We start from the raw sequence: 14,969 nt of genomic DNA on the forward strand, positions 1-14,969 counted from the left end.
ATCCCAGGAGCACCTCTCGCACCGGGGAGAGGATGACGTGTCGTCACCGGTTGTCCGCATGGGGAAATCTGACAGGAATCTGACAGGTGCCAAGCAGGAGGCAGACAGGTCCCGGCCGGGCGTCATGGGGCCGGTCCGCTGATCGAGGGATTCTGGCCCGGAGCGGCGGTGGCGACGTTGTCCGTTTCGGGCCGGAGGTGTGTCTCCGGCACGGAGTCCGGTTCGTCGACCCGGGCCTCCGCGCGGCGGGGCTCCGCACTGTCCCGCGCAGGTCAGGGGCCTGATCGAGGCTGCGGACAGGGGCGGCGGCGGTGGCTGGAAGCCGGTCCGAGGCGGGGCGCCCGGCCCTTTCGTGTGCCGCCGTCGGTCAGAGCGAGGGGCAAAGTCCGGACAGCAGCGCCGGCAGCTTGCGCATGTCGTCGAAGACCACGGTGTCCGGGCCCTCCAGCCAGTGCGCCGGGGTGAGGCCACCGGCGTAGCCCAGCGACCGCATCCCCGCCGAACGGGCGGCCTGGACGCCGTACTTGCTGTCCTCGACGACGACGCAGGCGGCCGGCTCGACCCTCATCTGCCGGGCGGCATGGAGGAAGAGATCGGGGGCGGGCTTGCCGTGCGCGACCTCACTCGCGCTGAAGATCCGGCCCTCGAAGTGGGAGTGGAGCCGGGTGTGGCCGAGGGTGTGCCGCATCTTCTCGTGGCTGCCGCTCGACGCCACGCAGGTGGGGAGCGTGAGGGCGGTCAGCGCCTCGTGGATGCCATCGACCGCGACGAGCTCGGTGTCGACGGCGGCGCGGTGGAGGTCCTCGAAGCGTTGCTGCCACGCGGCGGACCGGCCGGGCAGGTGGGCGTCGATCAGCTCGCCGATGGACGTGTTCGACCGGCCCACGAACTTCTCGATCACCTCGTCCGCCGTCAGCGGCCAACCCAGTTCGGCACCCACCTGGACCTGGACGCGCACGGCGATCTTCTCGCTGTCGACGAGCACGCCGTCGCAGTCGAATATGACGAGTTCAAGGGGAGGCACAGCCGTCGTGGTCATCCGGACAGGATAGGGACACCGACGGCCGGGCGAGGGCGCGAGGAGGACGGGGCGAGCAGGGCGGGGGCGCAGGGCGGGGAGGGGAGACGCGGGTTGTCGGCCGTGCGGCGTCCGGGGGCCTTCCGCTGGCATTTCGGACCACTGCTGGTCAGCATGGACCCATGCCACTCGATCAAGGAGAACCCATGCCCATCGCGGTACTCGGAGCGACCGGAGGCCAGGGCGGCGCGGTGTCCCGCGCCCTGCTGGAGGCTGGGCACGGTGTGCGCGCCGTGGTGCGCGATCCCGGCAGCGGACGGGCCAAGGCGCTGGCGGTGGCCGGCGCGGAGGTGGTTCCCGGCGATCTGTTCGACGCGGCCTCGCTCGCCGAGGCGTTCCGGGGCACGACGGCCGCGTTCGCCGTCACCACCCCGTTCCAGGACGGTCTGGACGCGGAGGTGGCCCAGGGCGCGGCGATCGTCCGGGCAGCCGCGGACGCCGCACTGCCGCATCTGGTGCTGGCCTCCGTCGCCAGTGCGGACCGGGACACCGGCGTCCCGCACTTCGAGACCAAGGCCAGGACCGAGGAACTGCTCGCCGACTCCGGGCTTCCGGCGACGGTGGTGGCACCGACCTACTTCTACGACAACGCGCTGGGAGCCATGGACGAGGTCGCCGCCGGCCTCCTCACCATGCCGCTCCCCGGCGACGCCCCGCTCCAGCAGGTTGCCCGGCAGGATCTGGGCCGTGTCGTGGCCGCGGTCGTGGCCGATCCGGACCGCTGGACCGGGCAGCGGATCGAGGTGGCGGGCGACGATCCCACACCGGTCCGGATGGCCGAGGAGATCGGCCGGGCCGCCGGGGGCACGGTCACGTTCCGGCGGACGCCGCTGGAGGACCTGCGCACCGTCAACCCCGACATGTTCGCCATGTACAGATTCCTGACGGACACCGGATACCAGGTGGACCTGGAGGCCCTGCGGGCGCAGTTCCCCGACGTCCCTTGGACCTCGTACGGGGCGTGGGCGGACGCCCAGAACTGGCCGGCACCCCGCCCGTGACCCCCGGGCGCTCGCTCCGAGCGCCTCAACCCCTCAATGCGCGTCGGCCCGGCAGTCGCGGCAGAGGCCTGGGGCAGGGGAGCGGAAGGCGCGCTCGCAGCCGTCGCAGGTCTGGAAGGCCATCACCGGGTGTACGGGCGTGCGGGGAGGGGCGAGAGGGAGTGGAGGCGGGAGGAGTGCGGTGAGGCGGTGCCGGAGGAATCCCGCGGGGTGCTTGAGGGGCACGGGGAGGTCGGTGGTCAGGGCGCGGCGAATGGTCTCGGGGGTGGTCTCGCGTTCGAGCCAGGCCGTGAGGGCCGGGGCGAGGTCGTCGACGTCGCGCTGGGAGAGGTGCAACTGCGGGGTGATCCGGCGTAGTTCGGCGAGGAGATCGGCGGCGGTCCGGAGCAGTTCGGTGCTGGGGGTGCGGGGTGAGGGGAGTGGTGCGCGCTGAGCTCTGGGCGAGGTGGGCTGCGGTACGGGGTGGGGTGTGGGTGAGGTGGGTGCCTCGGGCGACGGCGCGGAGGCGGGTGTGGGTGACTGCTCGGGTGCGGGGGCCTGATGGGCGGCGCGGCGCGGCCTCGGCCGGGGTTGCGGCCTTGATGCCGGGTGTTTGTGCGGGGCGGAGTGGCCCGGCTGGTTGTACGAGCAGGTGCGGGTGATGACGCGGCCGTCGGGGAGGCGTTCGCGGGTGCGCCGCAGGTAGCCGTGAGCTTCCAGTTCGCGCAACGCGGCGGCGATGCGGGCCTCGCTCTCCGGGAAGCGGTCGGCGAGGAACCTGATGCCGATCTTCGCCCCGGTGGGCAGCGACTGGATGTGGGTGGCGAGCCCGATCGCGAGGAGGGAGAGCTCGCGGTGCTGGGCGAGATGGTTGCCGACCACGGTGAAGCGGGTGGTGTGCCGGGAATTGATGTGCATGACACCGGATGTCGGTGTGGCGTCCACGGGTACGCGGGACGGGGTGCGCGGGGGCGCGGTAATCTGCAGGGTATCCATCGGGAAGCTGTCTTCTTCCTCGGTGGTCAGGCCCTCGTCAGGATTGCCGTCCTGGACGGGGGCCGACGCATGTCTGTGGTGGTCGCGGCGAGCATATGTCAGGCAACCGGAGGGAAATCCAGCTCAGTTGGTGAACCTCACCCGTGTGAGTGACGGGCCTCTGGTTGAGACCGGGTGGGGGTTGGGTTGGGGAATTTCTTCTCCCCAAAGCCTTGAAAGCCTTTTACGTCGGGCCCCGCCTCGACGCGGTCAACCGGGTCGCGGCTGTCGCGACCCGGTGCCGCGCACGGGTGGCTCAGCCCTGCCGCGCGTACGTGACGAAGGCGGACCAGGTGGCGGGGGCGACGTCGAGGTGGGGGCCCTGGACGTTCTTGGAGTCGCGGATGTGGATGGTGGTGGGACAGGTTGCTACCTCGACGCACTCGCCGCCACCACCGCTGCTGTAGCTGGACTTGTGCCAGTTGTAGGCGACCTCGATGCAGTTGCCGCCTTCGCCGTCGCTGTGGCTGCTCTTGAACCAGTGCAGTTGCTCGGTGTTCATAGCTCTCCCAGCATCTTCTCGATCAGCGTCAGGGACTCCCTCGGGGTGAGAGCCTGCGCTCGGATGATCCCATAGCGCTCGCTGAAGACGCGGACCTCCTCGGAGTCTGTGATCAGCCGTGGATTTCCGTAGAGCTCCGTGTAGACCGCTTGCTGCCGTCCTTTGGGTGTGATCAGGGTGAACGTGCCGCCAATCGCGGGGTGTTCCTCGCGATTGGTCGGCATGACCTGGATCTCCACCGTCCGTAGTCTTCCGATGTGCAAGAGCCGTTGCAGCTGCTCTGCGTGGACGGCCCTGCCTCCGATTGGTCGCCGCAACGGAGTTTCTTCAAGCACGTAGCTAAAGGTCGGCGCAGGCCAACGCTCGAAGATTCGCTGTCGGTCCAACCGGTCTGCGACGCGCTTCTCGATGGTCGCCTCGTCCAGCAATGGGCGGCGTTGCGTGAAGACGGCCCGCGCGTACGCCTCCGTCTGGAGCAGGCCAGGCACGACCTGGGCGCTGTACTCGTGCAGCGCGACTGCATCCGCTTCAACCCGCGCATAGTTCCGGAACCAGTCCGGATGACGGGTGCGCGCCCGCGACAGAGCCACCCGTACCTCGTCGACGGCGACACACAGCACCCCGCCCGCGTCGAGGAGCGGGTCCACGCGGATCAGAAAGTCCGGCTGGGGCGTCCGTACGCCCCGCTCCATCGCGGAGATCAGGTCTTCGCCGCAGTGGGTCGCCGCCCCCAGTTCCTTCTGGCTCAGCCCCGCGCGCTCGCGCAGCACCTTGATCTGTCTGCCCAGCGCCCTGAACAGGTGTGCAGTGCCGTCCGACTCGGCCGGCCGCTCCGGTCGTTCTTCACGTTCCGCGTTTGCCATCTACCCCGCACCGCCCTCTGTCCGTCCGGTCACGGCCGACGCCCCGTACAGCCCACCGGATGTGCCCGTACAGCTCCTCGGAGTCGTGGTGTCACTCCTGGTCAGCGTACGAGGAACCGGACACGCTGAGTCACATGAACGCCGAAATCACCCTTGTGGGCGCCGAGTTCGTCCAACGATTCAGCGCCACCCGCCGCGGGGCGCGGCTCGCCCGTCGGCTCGCTGTGCATCAACTCGACGAGTGGGGTGTGCCGTACGGGAGCGAGCTCTCCGACAACGCAGCCGTGGTCGTGGCCGAGCTGGCGGCCAACGCGGTGCTGCACGGGCGCGTAGCGGGGCGGGACTTCGAACTGAGGCTCGTCGCCCTCGCGGGCACGCTCCGTATCGAGGTGTCGGACGCGCGAGGCGAGCGGGGGCCGGAGCCGCAACCTCCCCGCCCCGGCGCGGAATCGGGATTCGGCCTGCATCTGGTCGGGGCGCTGGCGACGTCGTGGGGCGTGAAGGACCGGGTCGTGGGCAAGACGGTATGGGCCACGTTGTCCACGGCCCCGTGACGGTCAGCCGACGCGGCCGAGGTGGATCACGATGATAGTGACCTGGGCTTCTGCGATCTCGTACAGCACTCGATAGCGCCCGACGTGCACGCGTCGCAGCGTGGGGGAGCCGTATGGCGCAGATCCTTGGGGCAGAGAATTGTCGGCGAGCAGGTCGACGGCATCCATCAACTGGCGCAAGCCGTCGGGATCGTCCTTGAGGAAGCGGGCAGCCTGGTCGATGGCGTGCTTGTCCCACGTGATCAGATGCCTCAACGCTGCTCCAGGCCAAGCCGTGCACGGACCTGGTCATGCGGAACGGTTTCCACGGTGCCGGCGACCTGGCGTGCCTGGTACTGGGCGAGGGCCAGAGCATCCTCCAGTTCGGCCAGTTCCTGAGGATTGATCAGTATGGCCGCGGGCTGACCGTGGTCGGTGATCGTGATGCGTTCTCGTGCATTCGAGGCTCTGCGGACGAGCGAGCCGAAGCGGGCGCGGGCTTCAGTGATCGGCAACATGTCAGTCATGTACAGAAGTGTACACTTGTTGCGTCTTGTGTCCCGTGGGTGGTGGCATCGGTCCCCCGGCGCCCGGTCGCCGTCGCCACGACGGTGACCGGGCGCCCCCGTGTCAGAGTGCGAGCAGTGCTCGTACGGGAATGAAGGTGTCCGACAGCGGGCGTACCGCCATCCGCATCAGGGCGAGGGCGTTGTCGTCCCCCGCGATGCGGTTGGCGCTCAGTTCGCCGCAGGTCAGGCACTCGTGGATGATCGCCCACTCCCCGTCCTGCCGGACGGACAGGCTGAGTGCCGTCATCCGCCCCCGGCAGTCGGCGGCCCGGTCGCCCGGTATCCGCCGGTCGACGTGGAGGCTGGTCAGGCAGTGCGGGCAGTGGTTGCGGTGCCCGGTGCCCGGTGCGATCAGCGGTACGTCGAGTCGGCAGCCGACGCAGCGGAACGCGTCGCCGTGGGCGCCGCCCGGTCCGTGCAGGACGTCCTTGCGTCTCTGGGGGCGGCGGGCGGCCGGTCGGCGGGGTTTACGTCGTGGCACGGCGTGGCCTCCGTCCTGTCCTCGGTCGTCGTCGGTGGGTCACAGATCACCGAACGCTTCGAGAGGGAAGGGCGGTTGGGCCAGCGGTCGTACGGCCATCCGCATCAGGATCAGCTGGTTGTCGTCCCCGCAGATCGGGTTCGAGGTCAGCTCGTCGCAGCGGGTGCAGCGGTGGATGACCATCCAGTCGCCGGTGCGGAGCACCGCGATGGAGATCGGCGTCATGCGCGACCCGCAGTCGGACGGGCCGCCCTCGATGTGGTCGAGGCAGTGCTGCGAGTGCAGGCAGCTGGGGCAGTGGTTGCGGCGGCTGCCGTCGGGCGCGAGCGTGGCGACGGTCAGCCCGCACCACAGGCAGGTGAAGGTATCGGTCCTCAGGTAGGCACTGGCGCCCTGGGCGGAGGACTTGGTCGGACGGTGCTGGGGGTTGTCGGTGGACACCCGGTTTTCTCCTTGCCGAAGAGGATGAGCAATGCAGCAGGGAAGTACCGAGCAGCCCTCGGGGGCGTGGGCCTCAGAGGCATGGCACGTCAGCCGGGAATCACGTACTGACGAAAAGGAAACGCGTGCCGATCAGCGGACGCGTGTCAGTGGGATGCCGCGAGCGTGCGCATGCGCGCAGGTCCGGTCGCCCCGGCGCACATGAGGGCGCGACGAGGGAAGCTCGGAACTACTGGCCGGGGCATACATCAACTGCTTTCCAGGGCGAGCGCCCATAGGTCACCGACGGTCCGCACCGCGGTCGAGGTCCAAGCACCGTAACAACGCACCGAGCGCGGGGCCAGCGATTTAGTACTGCAACCGCATGTGCCTGAGGTTCAGCCAGGCGCGGTCCGGCGTTCAGCCGCAGAGGCCGAGGATGCGGGGCATGCCATAGCGGAGTGGGGAGGCGGCCTCGGGGGTGAAGGTGTGTCGATGCGCCCGCCGTTGCTCGCCGCGGCGTCGACCATCCCGCGCGGGATCAGCTTGATCGTCCAGTGCCCGCCGAAGCCGACGTCGGCGGCGTCCGTCCCTGGAGGGGTCGTCGCGCATCGACACCTGAGGTGACGTGCGCCACACGCCTCTGGCTCGGTCGGCCGTCCATATGCTTCTCTGTAGATGTGCAGATGTCCAACATGTGGAGGGCTTGATGGAGGGATTGCGGCAGCCGCGCCGGGCGACGACGCTGGCAGCGCAGGTCGCCGACCAGTTGCGGGAGCAGCTGACGTCCGGGCGATGGCCGGTGGGCACGCGTATTCCGGGTGAGCAGGAGCTGGCCGACATGCTCCAGGTCAGCCGGAACACCGTTCGCGAAGCGTTGCGGGCGCTGATCCACCTCGGCCTGCTGGAGGCGCGCGTCGGCGACGGCACGTATGTCCGGGTGACCAGCGAGCTCGAAGCAGTCCTGCTGCGGCGCACGGCCACCACGCGGCCGGCGGACGTTTTGGAGCTGCGGGCGGTGCTTGAGGAATACGCTGCCGGTCTGGCCGCTGAGCGACGGTCGGAGGCGGATACCGCGCGCATCCGGGAGCTCCTGGTGGCGGCTCGCGAGAGCAACCGCTCCGGGTCGATGGCTCAGGTCGCGGCCGCCGACGGGGCTTTTCACCTCGCAGTCGTGAAGGCCGGCGGCAACGAGCTGCTCATGGAGCTCTATGAACACCTGGGCAGTGCCCTGTCCGCCCTGCTGGCCGCGCTGCCGTGGGACGATGACGTCGCCGCCGAGCACGATCACTGGCATACCGCGCTCGTCGACGCGATCGGTGCCGGCGACGCGGTCGCTGCCCGGTACGCAGCGTCCATGCTGGTGCGGGTGACCAGCCGACTGAGCGTAGACATCTTTGCTGAGCAGGCCGGTGCCGCTGGGACCGGTCGTCATGCGGGTGAATGATTCGCGCGACCTGTCGGATCAGGTGAGGGCTGCAGCGCCGAGTGGGCGGTCCATGGTGTGGCTGCTGGTCGGCGTCGTCCTCGTCGCAGCGAATCTGCGTGCCGCCCTGACCGGGGTGGGTCCGCTGCTTCCCGGCATCGAGGCATCGACCGGACTGTCCGGCACATGGACAGGACTGCTCGGGACCCTGCCGCTACTCACGTTCGCCGCCACTTCGCCGCTGGTCGGCCGGACCGCGCACCGCTACGGCGCGTCACGCGCCCTGGTCGCCTCGCTGGCCGTGCTGGCGGCCGGGCTGCTCATACGCTCCGTGCCAGGCGTGCCCTTCGTGTTCGTCGGAACGGTGGTGATCGCGGCCGCGATCGCCTACGGCAATGTGCTGCTGCCTTCCGTCATCAAGAGCACTGTGCCGGAAGACCGGATCGGGCAGGTGACCGGCCTCTATGTCACCGCGATGGGCCTGCTGGCCGCCATCTCGTCCGGGGTCTCGGTGCCCATGGCTGACCACCTGCCAGGCGGCTGGCGCACCGCGCTGGGGGTCTGGGCCGCATTGGCTGTGCTGGCCTTCGGGTTCTGGGTCCCGCTCTGGAGGCGTACCGGCGCCGCGGCGGCAACCCCTGCCAGGCGAGAGCCCATCCCCTGGCGTTCCCCCTTGGCCTGGCAGGTCAGCGTGTTCATGGGGCTGCAATCCCTCGGCTTCTACACCACGATCGCCTGGCTGCCGAGCATCGTGCACGACCACGGAGTGGGAGAGGCCGCCGCCGGCTGGCAGTTGTTCCTGTACCAGATCGTCGGCCTGGTCGCCAGCAGTGCACTTCCCGTGCTTGCCCGCCGGTGGACGGATCAACGACTCCTGGCGGCGGCTGCCTCGGCGATCGTCGCGCTGGGTTTCGCGCTGCTGGCCGTGGCCCCCCAACTGGCCGTCGTGTCCAGCGTCCTCACGGGCCTGGGCGGCGGAGCGTGTCTGGTCCTCGCCCTGGCTTTCCAGAGCCAGCGGGCGGCAGACGCCTCGCAGGCGGCGGCGCTGGCCTCGATGGCCCAGTCCGTCGGCTACCTCGTGGCCGCCGTCGGACCGCTCCTCCTCGGCGCACTGCACGAACTCACCGGCGGATGGACGCTCCCCCTGATGCTGCTCGTCGCGCTGACGCTCGCCCAGGCCGCCGTCGGTGCCGGCGCCGGCCGCGACCTGCGCCTGAAATCCACTTCCCGACCTACCTCAACCGCACGGATCGGAGAATCGCCGTCATGACCATGATTGCGCCCTTCAGTTACCTGGACACGCCGACGGCCGCGCCGCTGTCGATCACCGAGCTGATGCCCGGCGTCTACAACCTCCTGGAATACGCCGCGGTCACGGCGGGAGAGCAGGTGCTGGTCCTCGCCGAGCACGGCACCGATCCGGTGGTCATCCAGGCCATCGCGGCGGCGGCCGCCTACCGCAACGCCGAGGTGCACGTGCTGTCCATACCGCCGATCAGCGCCGGCGGGTGGGATCGTTCGACGCCCTCGCCGCTGCCGTCCGCCGCTCATGCCGCCGCCGACGTAGTGATCTCGCTGACCTGGTGGGGGGAAGTGCACACCACCCGCCTGTTCTTCGACGAGATCGCAAAACAGCGCGCCCGGTTCGTCTCCCTGCACCAGACGGCCACGGCGTCGGCCCTGTCGACCGGTGCCCGGTTCCCGCTCGAGCTGTACTTCGCGCTGGAGACCAAGGCGTACGCTCGGATCGGCGCAGCACAGGAGATCAGGGTCACGACCGCGCTGGGCACCGACGTGACCTTCCGCGCCTTCACCACCCCGGGTCACCCGAGTGCCCCCCTCACCACCGGCATGTGGCGGCCCTTCCCCTACGGAGGCGCCAACTTCTACCCCGACCAGACGGACGGCGTGGTCGTTGTAGAGGAATCCACCGTCACTGGCGTCCCCGCCGAGCGGACCACCCTGGAGCTGGAGAACAACCGCGTCACCGCCATCCACGGCGGCGCGGCGGCCGCCGAGCTGCAGCGCTACGCACCGGACGGCTACTACATGCGCCACGCGCTCATCGGCGTCAACCCCAAGGTCCGCTCGGCAGGCGGTACGCAGTTCGAACGCGAGAAGCACGCCGGCGCCTTCTACTTCGGCCTCGACGGCCTGACCCCGCAAGGGGCAGTCGACCGCACGGGCCCCGGCCACGCACACTGCGACTGCCAGTTCGACCAGCCCACCATCACCCTCGACGGCCAGCCCTTCGTCGACAATGGCTGTCTTCTACTCCTCGACGACCCCGAAATCCGCGAGCTGGCTGGGAAGTTCGGCCCAGCCGACATCCTTCTCGATCCCAATCCCCGCCTCGTCCTGCCGCCTCGCTACAGCCGCTGACCAACTGTGGGCAGTCCGGGCGGACGACCCGTCGGGGCTGCCCCCCACCGCGCACGAACGCGGCGGCCCCGGCGGGATCGCCACGGGCGGGCGATCCTCGGCCGCCTGACGCAGCTCGCCGCCGGTACGCGCGGGGACCGGGCCGGCCGGCCCCTCCGGCAGGGCCGGGAGGCGGTCGCCCGGCAGATGCCCTGGTCCGGGGGGCGGGCCTCGCTCGTATGCTCGGTCCATGACCGATCCCCAGCGCGGACGTCCGACCACCAATTCCATGCGGCGAGCCCTCAAGCGGGCCCGCGACGGTGTCGCTCTCGATGTGACCGAGGCCGCCGTGCTGCTCCAGGCGCGCGGCGACGACCTGACGGATCTCGCAGCCTCGGCCGCCCGGGTGCGCGACGCCGGTCTCGAAGCCGCAGGCCGGCCGGGCGTCATCACGTACTCCCGCAAGGTATTCATCCCGCTGACCCGGCTCTGCCGCGACAAGTGCCACTACTGCACCTTCGTCACCGTCCCCGGCAAGCTCCGCCGCGAGGGCCACGGCATGTTCCTCTCGCCCGACGAGGTGCTCGACACCGCCCGCCAGGGCGCGGCCCTGGGCTGCAAGGAAGCCCTGTTCACGCTCGGCGACCGGCCCGAGGACCGCTGGCCCGAGGCACGGGAGTGGCTGGAGGCCGAGGGGTACGACGACACCCTCGCGTACGTACGCGCCATGGCGATCCGGGTCCTGGAGGAGACCGGTCTCCTTCCGCACCTCAACCCGGGCGTGCTGACCTGGACCGACCTCCAGCGCCTCAAGCCCGTCGCCCCGTCCATGGGCATGATGCTGGAGACCACCGCGACCCGCCTGTGGTCCGAACCGGGCGGCCCGCACCACGGCTCCCCGGACAAGGAACCCGCCGTACGTCTGCGGGTGCTGGAGGACGCGGGCCGCTCCAACGTCCCGTTCACGACCGGCATCCTGATCGGGATCGGCGAGTCCTACGAGGAGCGCGCCGACTCCCTCTTCGAGCTCCGCAGGACCGCGCGCGCCTACCACGGCATCCAGGAAGTCATCGTCCAGAACTTCCGCGCCAAGCAGGACACGGCGATGCGCGGCATGCCGGACGCCGAACTGGAGGAACTGGCCGCGGCCATCGCCGTCGCCCGGCACGTCCTCGGTCCGTCCGCCCGCATCCAGGCCCCGCCGAACCTCGTCGACGCCGAGTACGCGCTGCTCATCGGCGCGGGCATCGACGACTGGGGCGGCGTCTCCCCGCTCACCCCCGACCATGTGAATCCCGAACGTCCCTGGCCGCACATCGACGAACTCGCCGCGAAGACCGCCGAGTCCGGCTTCACGCTCCGCGAACGCCTCACCATCTACCCGGAGTTCATCCGACGTGGTGAGCCCTGGCTCGATCCCCGCCTGCTCCCGCACGTCCGCGCCCTCGCCGACCCGGAGACGGGCCTCGCGAAGGAGGGGGCGATCCCCGTCGGCCTGCCCTGGCAGGAACCCGACGAGGAGTTCGGCGCCAGTGGCCGCACCGATCTGCACCGCACGATCGACACCCAGGGCCGAACCGGCGACCGCCGCGAGGACTTCGACGAGGTGTACGGGGACTGGGAGGCGCTGCGCGAGGCCGCCGCCCCCGGCATGGTCCCCTCCCGCATCGACGCCGATGTGCGCCAGGCGCTGAGCCAGGCCGCCGACGACCCGACGAAACTTGACGACGACCAGGCGCTCGCCCTGCTCCACGCGGACGGCCCGGCGCTCGACGAACTGTGCCGGATCGCGGACACCCTGCGCCGTGACGTGGTCGGTGACGACGTCACCTACATCGTCACCAGGAACATCAACTTCACCAACGTCTGCTACACCGGCTGCCGCTTCTGCGCCTTCGCCCAGCGGCGCACCGACGCCGACGCGTACACCCTCTCCCTGGACCAGGTCGCCGACCGCGCCGCCCAGGCGTGGGACGTCGGCGCGGTCGAGGTCTGCATGCAGGGCGGCATCCACCCGGATCTGCCCGGCACCGCGTACTTCGACATCGCGCGTGCGGTGAAGGAACGCGTCCCCGGCATCCACGTGCACGCCTTCTCACCCATGGAGGTCGTCAACGGGGCGACCCGCACCGGCATGTCCATCCGCGACTGGCTGATCGCCGCGAAGGAGGCCGGGCTCGGCTCGGTCCCCGGTACGGCGGCCGAGATCCTGGACGACGAGGTCCGCTGGGTCCTCACCAAGGGCAAGCTGCCGACGGCGACCTGGCTGGAGGTCATCCGCACCGCCCACGAGGTGGGCCTGCGCTCCTCGTCGACGATGATGTACGGCCACGTCGACCAGCCCCGCCACTGGCTCGGCCACCTGCGGACGCTGGCGAACCTCCAGCAGGAGACGGGCGGCTTCACGGAGTTCGTCACTCTCCCGTTCATCCACACCAACGCCCCGGTCTACCTGGCCGGCATCTCCCGCCCCGGCCCGACCGACCGCGACAACCGGGCCGTCACCGCCATGGCCCGGCTGCTGCTCCACCCGCACATCACCAACATCCAGACCAGCTGGGTGAAGCTCGGCACGGAGGGCGCCGCCGAGATGCTGCGCTCGGGCGCCAACGACCTGGGCGGCACACTGATGGAGGAGACCATCTCCCGGATGGCGGGCTCCAGTTACGGCTCGTACCGCTCCGTCCAGGACCTGGTCGCCATCGCGGAACTCGCGGGCCGCCCGGCGAAGCCGCGTACGACGCTGTACGGGGAGGTGCCCGAGGAGCGGGTGACGGCGGCGAAGGCGTCCGACGGACACCTGCCGGAGCTGCTGCCCGTGCTGCCGGACTGAGCGCGTGCCGACGCCGGTCGGACCGTGCCGTCCCCGCGGCGGCGGGGGAGGGGCCGCGGCAGCCGGGGCGGGCCCGGTTCGTGCCGCCTGCGCTGTTTCCTCCGCCCGGCGCCGGGGTGCTCAGGCGGGTTCGGTGACGCCGGCGAGGAAGCCGCGCATCAGGTCGGCCACGGTGTGCAGCCGGCTCTCCAGCAGGAAGTGGCCGCCGGACAGGAGATGCACCCGGGCCGCCGGCAGGTCGCGGCGGAAGGCCTCCGCGCCGGCCGGGCCGAAGATCTCGTCGTTGCGCCCCCAGACGGCGAGCAGCGGCACCTGGCTGGTGCGGAAGTACTCCTGCACCGCCGGGTACTGACGTGCGTTGGAGGGGTAGTCGGCGTAGAGCCTGAGCTGGATCTCGGGGTTGCCCGGCCGGTTGACCATCGCGTGGTCGTGGTGCCAGGTGTCGGGACTGACCGTCTCGGGGTCCGCCACCCCGTGGAGGTACTGCCAGCGAATCATGTCGAGGTCCAGGCTGCGGCGCAGCGGTCCGGCCAGCGACTCGTCGTCCGGGTTCCGCGCATACGTCCACAGCGGATCCCAGAAGGAGGGGACGAAGCCCTCCTCGTAGGCATTCCCGTTCTGGCTGACGATCGCGGTGATCCGGTCGGGGTCGCGCAGGGCGAGCCGCCAGCCCATGGGGGCGCCGTAGTCCTGGACGTACAGGGAGAACGTCCCGATGCCCAGCTCGTCGAGGAGCCGGTGCTCCATCTCGGCCAGGGAGTCGAAGGTGTAGTCGAAGGCGTCGGCAGCCGGTGCCGACGAGAACCCGAAGCCGATCATGTCGGGAGCCACGACGTGATAGCGGTCCGACAGGAGCGGGATCAGGTTGCGGAACATGAAGGAGCTGGTGGGCATGCCGTGGAGCAGGACGACGGTCGGTGCATCCGGGTCGCCCGCCTCCCGGTAGAAGACGTCGAGTCCGTCGATCCGCACCGTGCGGTGGTGGACGGTGGCCGGAACACAGGAATTCACGGGGTCTCCAAGGCTGAGGGGGCGTTCTGCCGTCGCGGCGGGACGGGGCGGAGCGCCGCGGTGGCGCGAAGGGAGATCCGACCACCCCGGCGACCGGGCGACCCAGTGACCGGGCAGGCCCTTTCTGGTCACCGTAGGTGCGGGACTCCCGGCCCGCACCTCGGCGCCCGCACCGGGGCGACCGGCCTCCCCCGGGAGGGGCGAGCGCATGGGCCCGCCGGGGCCACGAGGCGTATCGGCCCCGCCGGGAGGGGCGGGGGCGGTGACGACGCCTCCCGAGTCGTCAGCGGTCGGCTCGGCCGTCCTGCGCGACACGCCCCTCCGCCGTGGCGATCACGTCGTCCAGTACGTCCTGGGAGCGCGGCGGCTCGCTGCTGGCCGCCGGGGCCGACCTGATCGCCCTGGGCCGCCCCTTCCTCGCCAACCCCGACCTGATCCGCCGCATGCGCACCGGCGCCCCGATGAACCAGGTCCGGGACGCATACCTGATGTACGTGGGCGGGCCGACGGGCTACACGGACTACCCGTCCCTGCCCGCCAACGCGTGAGGGCGCGCACGGCGGGGTGAGGCGGGCCGGGGCCGAATGCCGCGCGGAGCGGGGGCTCAGCGCTCGGCGGTGAAGGCCACGAAGGCGGTCCAGGCGGGGGCGGTGACGACGAGGGCGGAACCGGTGGGGGTCTTGCTGTCGCGCACGGGCACGAGGCCGGGGCAGTTGTCGTCGCCGCCGTGGCTGTAGCTGGACTTGCGCCACACCGCAGTGCCGAGGTCGGGGATACGGCTCGCGATCTGTGGTCCTCCAGGACGCCCCTGATGAACGCGATGGAGTCCGACGGGGACCACGCCCAGATCCCGGAGGCGATCGTCGGACGAGCGCAC

At 70.6% G+C, this 14,969-nt stretch carries 16 protein-coding genes and 1 pseudogene; 7 read left to right on the forward strand and 10 right to left on the reverse strand.

What is annotated here, in order from left to right; all coding sequences use genetic code 11:
- Positions 1–367 precede the first annotated feature (367 nt).
- Entirely contained in the window at positions 368–1,039 is a 672-nt protein-coding gene (locus ACF1B9_RS13930; RefSeq protein ID WP_391742514.1) for an HAD family hydrolase, read from the reverse strand.
- A gap of 185 nt (positions 1,040–1,224) precedes the next feature.
- Between ACF1B9_RS13930 and ACF1B9_RS13935 the strand changes: the two genes are divergently transcribed.
- Positions 1,225–2,079, forward strand: coding sequence for an NmrA/HSCARG family protein (locus ACF1B9_RS13935; protein ID WP_391742513.1), 855 nt, complete (start codon positions 1,225–1,227; stop codon positions 2,077–2,079).
- 33 nt (positions 2,080–2,112) lie between these two features.
- Here the strand turns inward: ACF1B9_RS13935 and ACF1B9_RS13940 are convergent, their stop codons facing one another.
- The 3 genes from ACF1B9_RS13940 to ACF1B9_RS13950 form a co-directional block, all read right to left on the reverse strand.
- Positions 2,113–3,054: a helix-turn-helix domain-containing protein gene (locus tag ACF1B9_RS13940; protein WP_391742511.1), complete on the reverse strand. Its 942-nt coding sequence runs from the start codon at positions 3,052–3,054 to the stop codon at positions 2,113–2,115.
- A gap of 295 nt (positions 3,055–3,349) precedes the next feature.
- The gene (locus ACF1B9_RS13945) at positions 3,350–3,595 is read right to left on the reverse strand and encodes a DUF397 domain-containing protein (protein ID WP_391742510.1); all 246 of its coding nucleotides are present in this window, start codon (positions 3,593–3,595) and stop codon (positions 3,350–3,352) included.
- Complete coding sequence (locus tag ACF1B9_RS13950) at positions 3,592–4,458, reverse strand: Scr1 family TA system antitoxin-like transcriptional regulator (RefSeq protein ID WP_391742509.1); 867 nt, start codon at positions 4,456–4,458, stop codon at positions 3,592–3,594. Before ACF1B9_RS13950 ends, ACF1B9_RS13945 begins: the two co-directional genes overlap by 4 nt.
- Before the next feature lie 134 nt (positions 4,459–4,592).
- Here ACF1B9_RS13950 and ACF1B9_RS13955 point away from each other — a divergent pair, with 134 nt between their 5' ends.
- A complete protein-coding gene (locus ACF1B9_RS13955; RefSeq protein WP_391742507.1) occupies positions 4,593–5,012 on the forward strand; it encodes an ATP-binding protein in 420 nt (139 codons plus the stop codon).
- Positions 5,013–5,015: 3 nt separating this feature from the next.
- On the opposite strand, the gene ACF1B9_RS13960 is transcribed toward ACF1B9_RS13955, so the two are convergent.
- The 4 genes from ACF1B9_RS13960 to ACF1B9_RS13975 all read right to left on the reverse strand — a co-directional run bounded on the left by ACF1B9_RS13960 (position 5,016) and on the right by ACF1B9_RS13975 (position 6,482).
- Positions 5,016–5,267 carry a type II toxin-antitoxin system RelE/ParE family toxin gene (locus ACF1B9_RS13960; protein WP_391742505.1) on the reverse strand — a complete coding sequence of 84 codons (252 nt, stop codon included), beginning with the start codon at positions 5,265–5,267 and terminating at the stop codon, positions 5,016–5,018.
- Entirely contained in the window at positions 5,264–5,518 is a 255-nt protein-coding gene (locus ACF1B9_RS13965; RefSeq protein ID WP_391742503.1) for a type II toxin-antitoxin system Phd/YefM family antitoxin, read from the reverse strand. Before ACF1B9_RS13965 ends, ACF1B9_RS13960 begins: the two co-directional genes overlap by 4 nt.
- 103 nt (positions 5,519–5,621) lie before the next feature.
- Positions 5,622–6,041 (reverse strand): RNHCP domain-containing protein, encoded by a 420-nt coding sequence (locus ACF1B9_RS13970; protein WP_391742501.1) that lies wholly within the window; start codon positions 6,039–6,041, stop codon positions 5,622–5,624.
- 39 nt (positions 6,042–6,080) lie between these two features.
- Positions 6,081–6,482 (reverse strand): RNHCP domain-containing protein, encoded by a 402-nt coding sequence (locus ACF1B9_RS13975; RefSeq protein ID WP_391742499.1) that lies wholly within the window; start codon positions 6,480–6,482, stop codon positions 6,081–6,083.
- Positions 6,483–7,170: 688 nt separating this feature from the next.
- On the opposite strand from ACF1B9_RS13975, the gene ACF1B9_RS13980 reads away from it, so the two are divergent.
- From ACF1B9_RS13980 to ACF1B9_RS13995, 4 genes are all read left to right on the forward strand, one after another.
- Positions 7,171–7,908 carry a FadR/GntR family transcriptional regulator gene (locus ACF1B9_RS13980; RefSeq protein ID WP_391742498.1) on the forward strand — a complete coding sequence of 246 codons (738 nt, stop codon included), beginning with the start codon at positions 7,171–7,173 and terminating at the stop codon, positions 7,906–7,908.
- Positions 7,909–7,960: 52 nt separating this feature from the next.
- Positions 7,961–9,157 carry an MFS transporter gene (locus tag ACF1B9_RS13985; RefSeq protein ID WP_391742496.1) on the forward strand — a complete coding sequence of 399 codons (1,197 nt, stop codon included), beginning with the start codon at positions 7,961–7,963 and terminating at the stop codon, positions 9,155–9,157.
- Positions 9,154–10,269 (forward strand): hypothetical protein, encoded by a 1,116-nt coding sequence (locus ACF1B9_RS13990; RefSeq protein WP_391742495.1) that lies wholly within the window; start codon positions 9,154–9,156, stop codon positions 10,267–10,269. The genes ACF1B9_RS13985 and ACF1B9_RS13990 overlap by 4 nt, the downstream gene beginning before the upstream one ends.
- Before the next feature lie 229 nt (positions 10,270–10,498).
- A complete protein-coding gene (locus tag ACF1B9_RS13995; protein WP_391742493.1) occupies positions 10,499–13,081 on the forward strand; it encodes a bifunctional FO biosynthesis protein CofGH in 2,583 nt (860 codons plus the stop codon).
- Between the two features lie 120 nt (positions 13,082–13,201).
- On the opposite strand, the gene ACF1B9_RS14000 is transcribed toward ACF1B9_RS13995, so the two are convergent.
- Positions 13,202–14,092 carry an alpha/beta fold hydrolase gene (locus ACF1B9_RS14000; RefSeq protein ID WP_391742491.1) on the reverse strand — a complete coding sequence of 297 codons (891 nt, stop codon included), beginning with the start codon at positions 14,090–14,092 and terminating at the stop codon, positions 13,202–13,204.
- A gap of 362 nt (positions 14,093–14,454) precedes the next feature.
- Between ACF1B9_RS14000 and ACF1B9_RS14005 the strand changes: the two are divergent.
- Positions 14,455–14,640: pseudogene (locus ACF1B9_RS14005) on the forward strand (alkene reductase); the annotation flags it as partial.
- A 56-nt stretch (positions 14,641–14,696) separates the two neighbouring features.
- Here ACF1B9_RS14005 and ACF1B9_RS14010 read toward each other — a convergent pair.
- Complete coding sequence (locus ACF1B9_RS14010; protein ID WP_391742664.1) at positions 14,697–14,879, reverse strand: DUF397 domain-containing protein; 183 nt, start codon at positions 14,877–14,879, stop codon at positions 14,697–14,699.
- Positions 14,880–14,969: the final 90 nt, after the last annotated feature.

This window comes from Streptomyces sp. NPDC014727, assembly GCF_043083485.1.
Taxonomy (GTDB): Bacteria; Actinomycetota; Actinomycetes; order Streptomycetales; family Streptomycetaceae; genus Streptomyces.

What these genes read in the sequence shown, in the direction of transcription:
- ACF1B9_RS13930 (WP_391742514.1), bottom strand. Translation starts at nt 1,039, where the DNA reads ATGACCACGACGGCTGTGCCTCCCCTTGAACTCGTCATATTCGACTGC.
- ACF1B9_RS13935 (WP_391742513.1), top strand. Translation starts at nt 1,225, where the DNA reads ATGCCCATCGCGGTACTCGGAGCGACCGGAGGCCAGGGCGGCGCGGTG.
- ACF1B9_RS13940 (WP_391742511.1), bottom strand. Translation starts at nt 3,054, where the DNA reads ATGGATACCCTGCAGATTACCGCGCCCCCGCGCACCCCGTCCCGCGTA.
- ACF1B9_RS13945 (WP_391742510.1), bottom strand. Translation starts at nt 3,595, where the DNA reads ATGAACACCGAGCAACTGCACTGGTTCAAGAGCAGCCACAGCGACGGC.
- ACF1B9_RS13950 (WP_391742509.1), bottom strand. Translation starts at nt 4,458, where the DNA reads ATGGCAAACGCGGAACGTGAAGAACGACCGGAGCGGCCGGCCGAGTCG.
- ACF1B9_RS13955 (WP_391742507.1), top strand. Translation starts at nt 4,593, where the DNA reads ATGAACGCCGAAATCACCCTTGTGGGCGCCGAGTTCGTCCAACGATTC.
- ACF1B9_RS13965 (WP_391742503.1), bottom strand. Translation starts at nt 5,518, where the DNA reads ATGACTGACATGTTGCCGATCACTGAAGCCCGCGCCCGCTTCGGCTCG.
- ACF1B9_RS13980 (WP_391742498.1), top strand. Translation starts at nt 7,171, where the DNA reads ATGGAGGGATTGCGGCAGCCGCGCCGGGCGACGACGCTGGCAGCGCAG.
- ACF1B9_RS13985 (WP_391742496.1), top strand. Translation starts at nt 7,961, where the DNA reads ATGGTGTGGCTGCTGGTCGGCGTCGTCCTCGTCGCAGCGAATCTGCGT.
- ACF1B9_RS13990 (WP_391742495.1), top strand. Translation starts at nt 9,154, where the DNA reads ATGACCATGATTGCGCCCTTCAGTTACCTGGACACGCCGACGGCCGCG.
- ACF1B9_RS13995 (WP_391742493.1), top strand. Translation starts at nt 10,499, where the DNA reads ATGACCGATCCCCAGCGCGGACGTCCGACCACCAATTCCATGCGGCGA.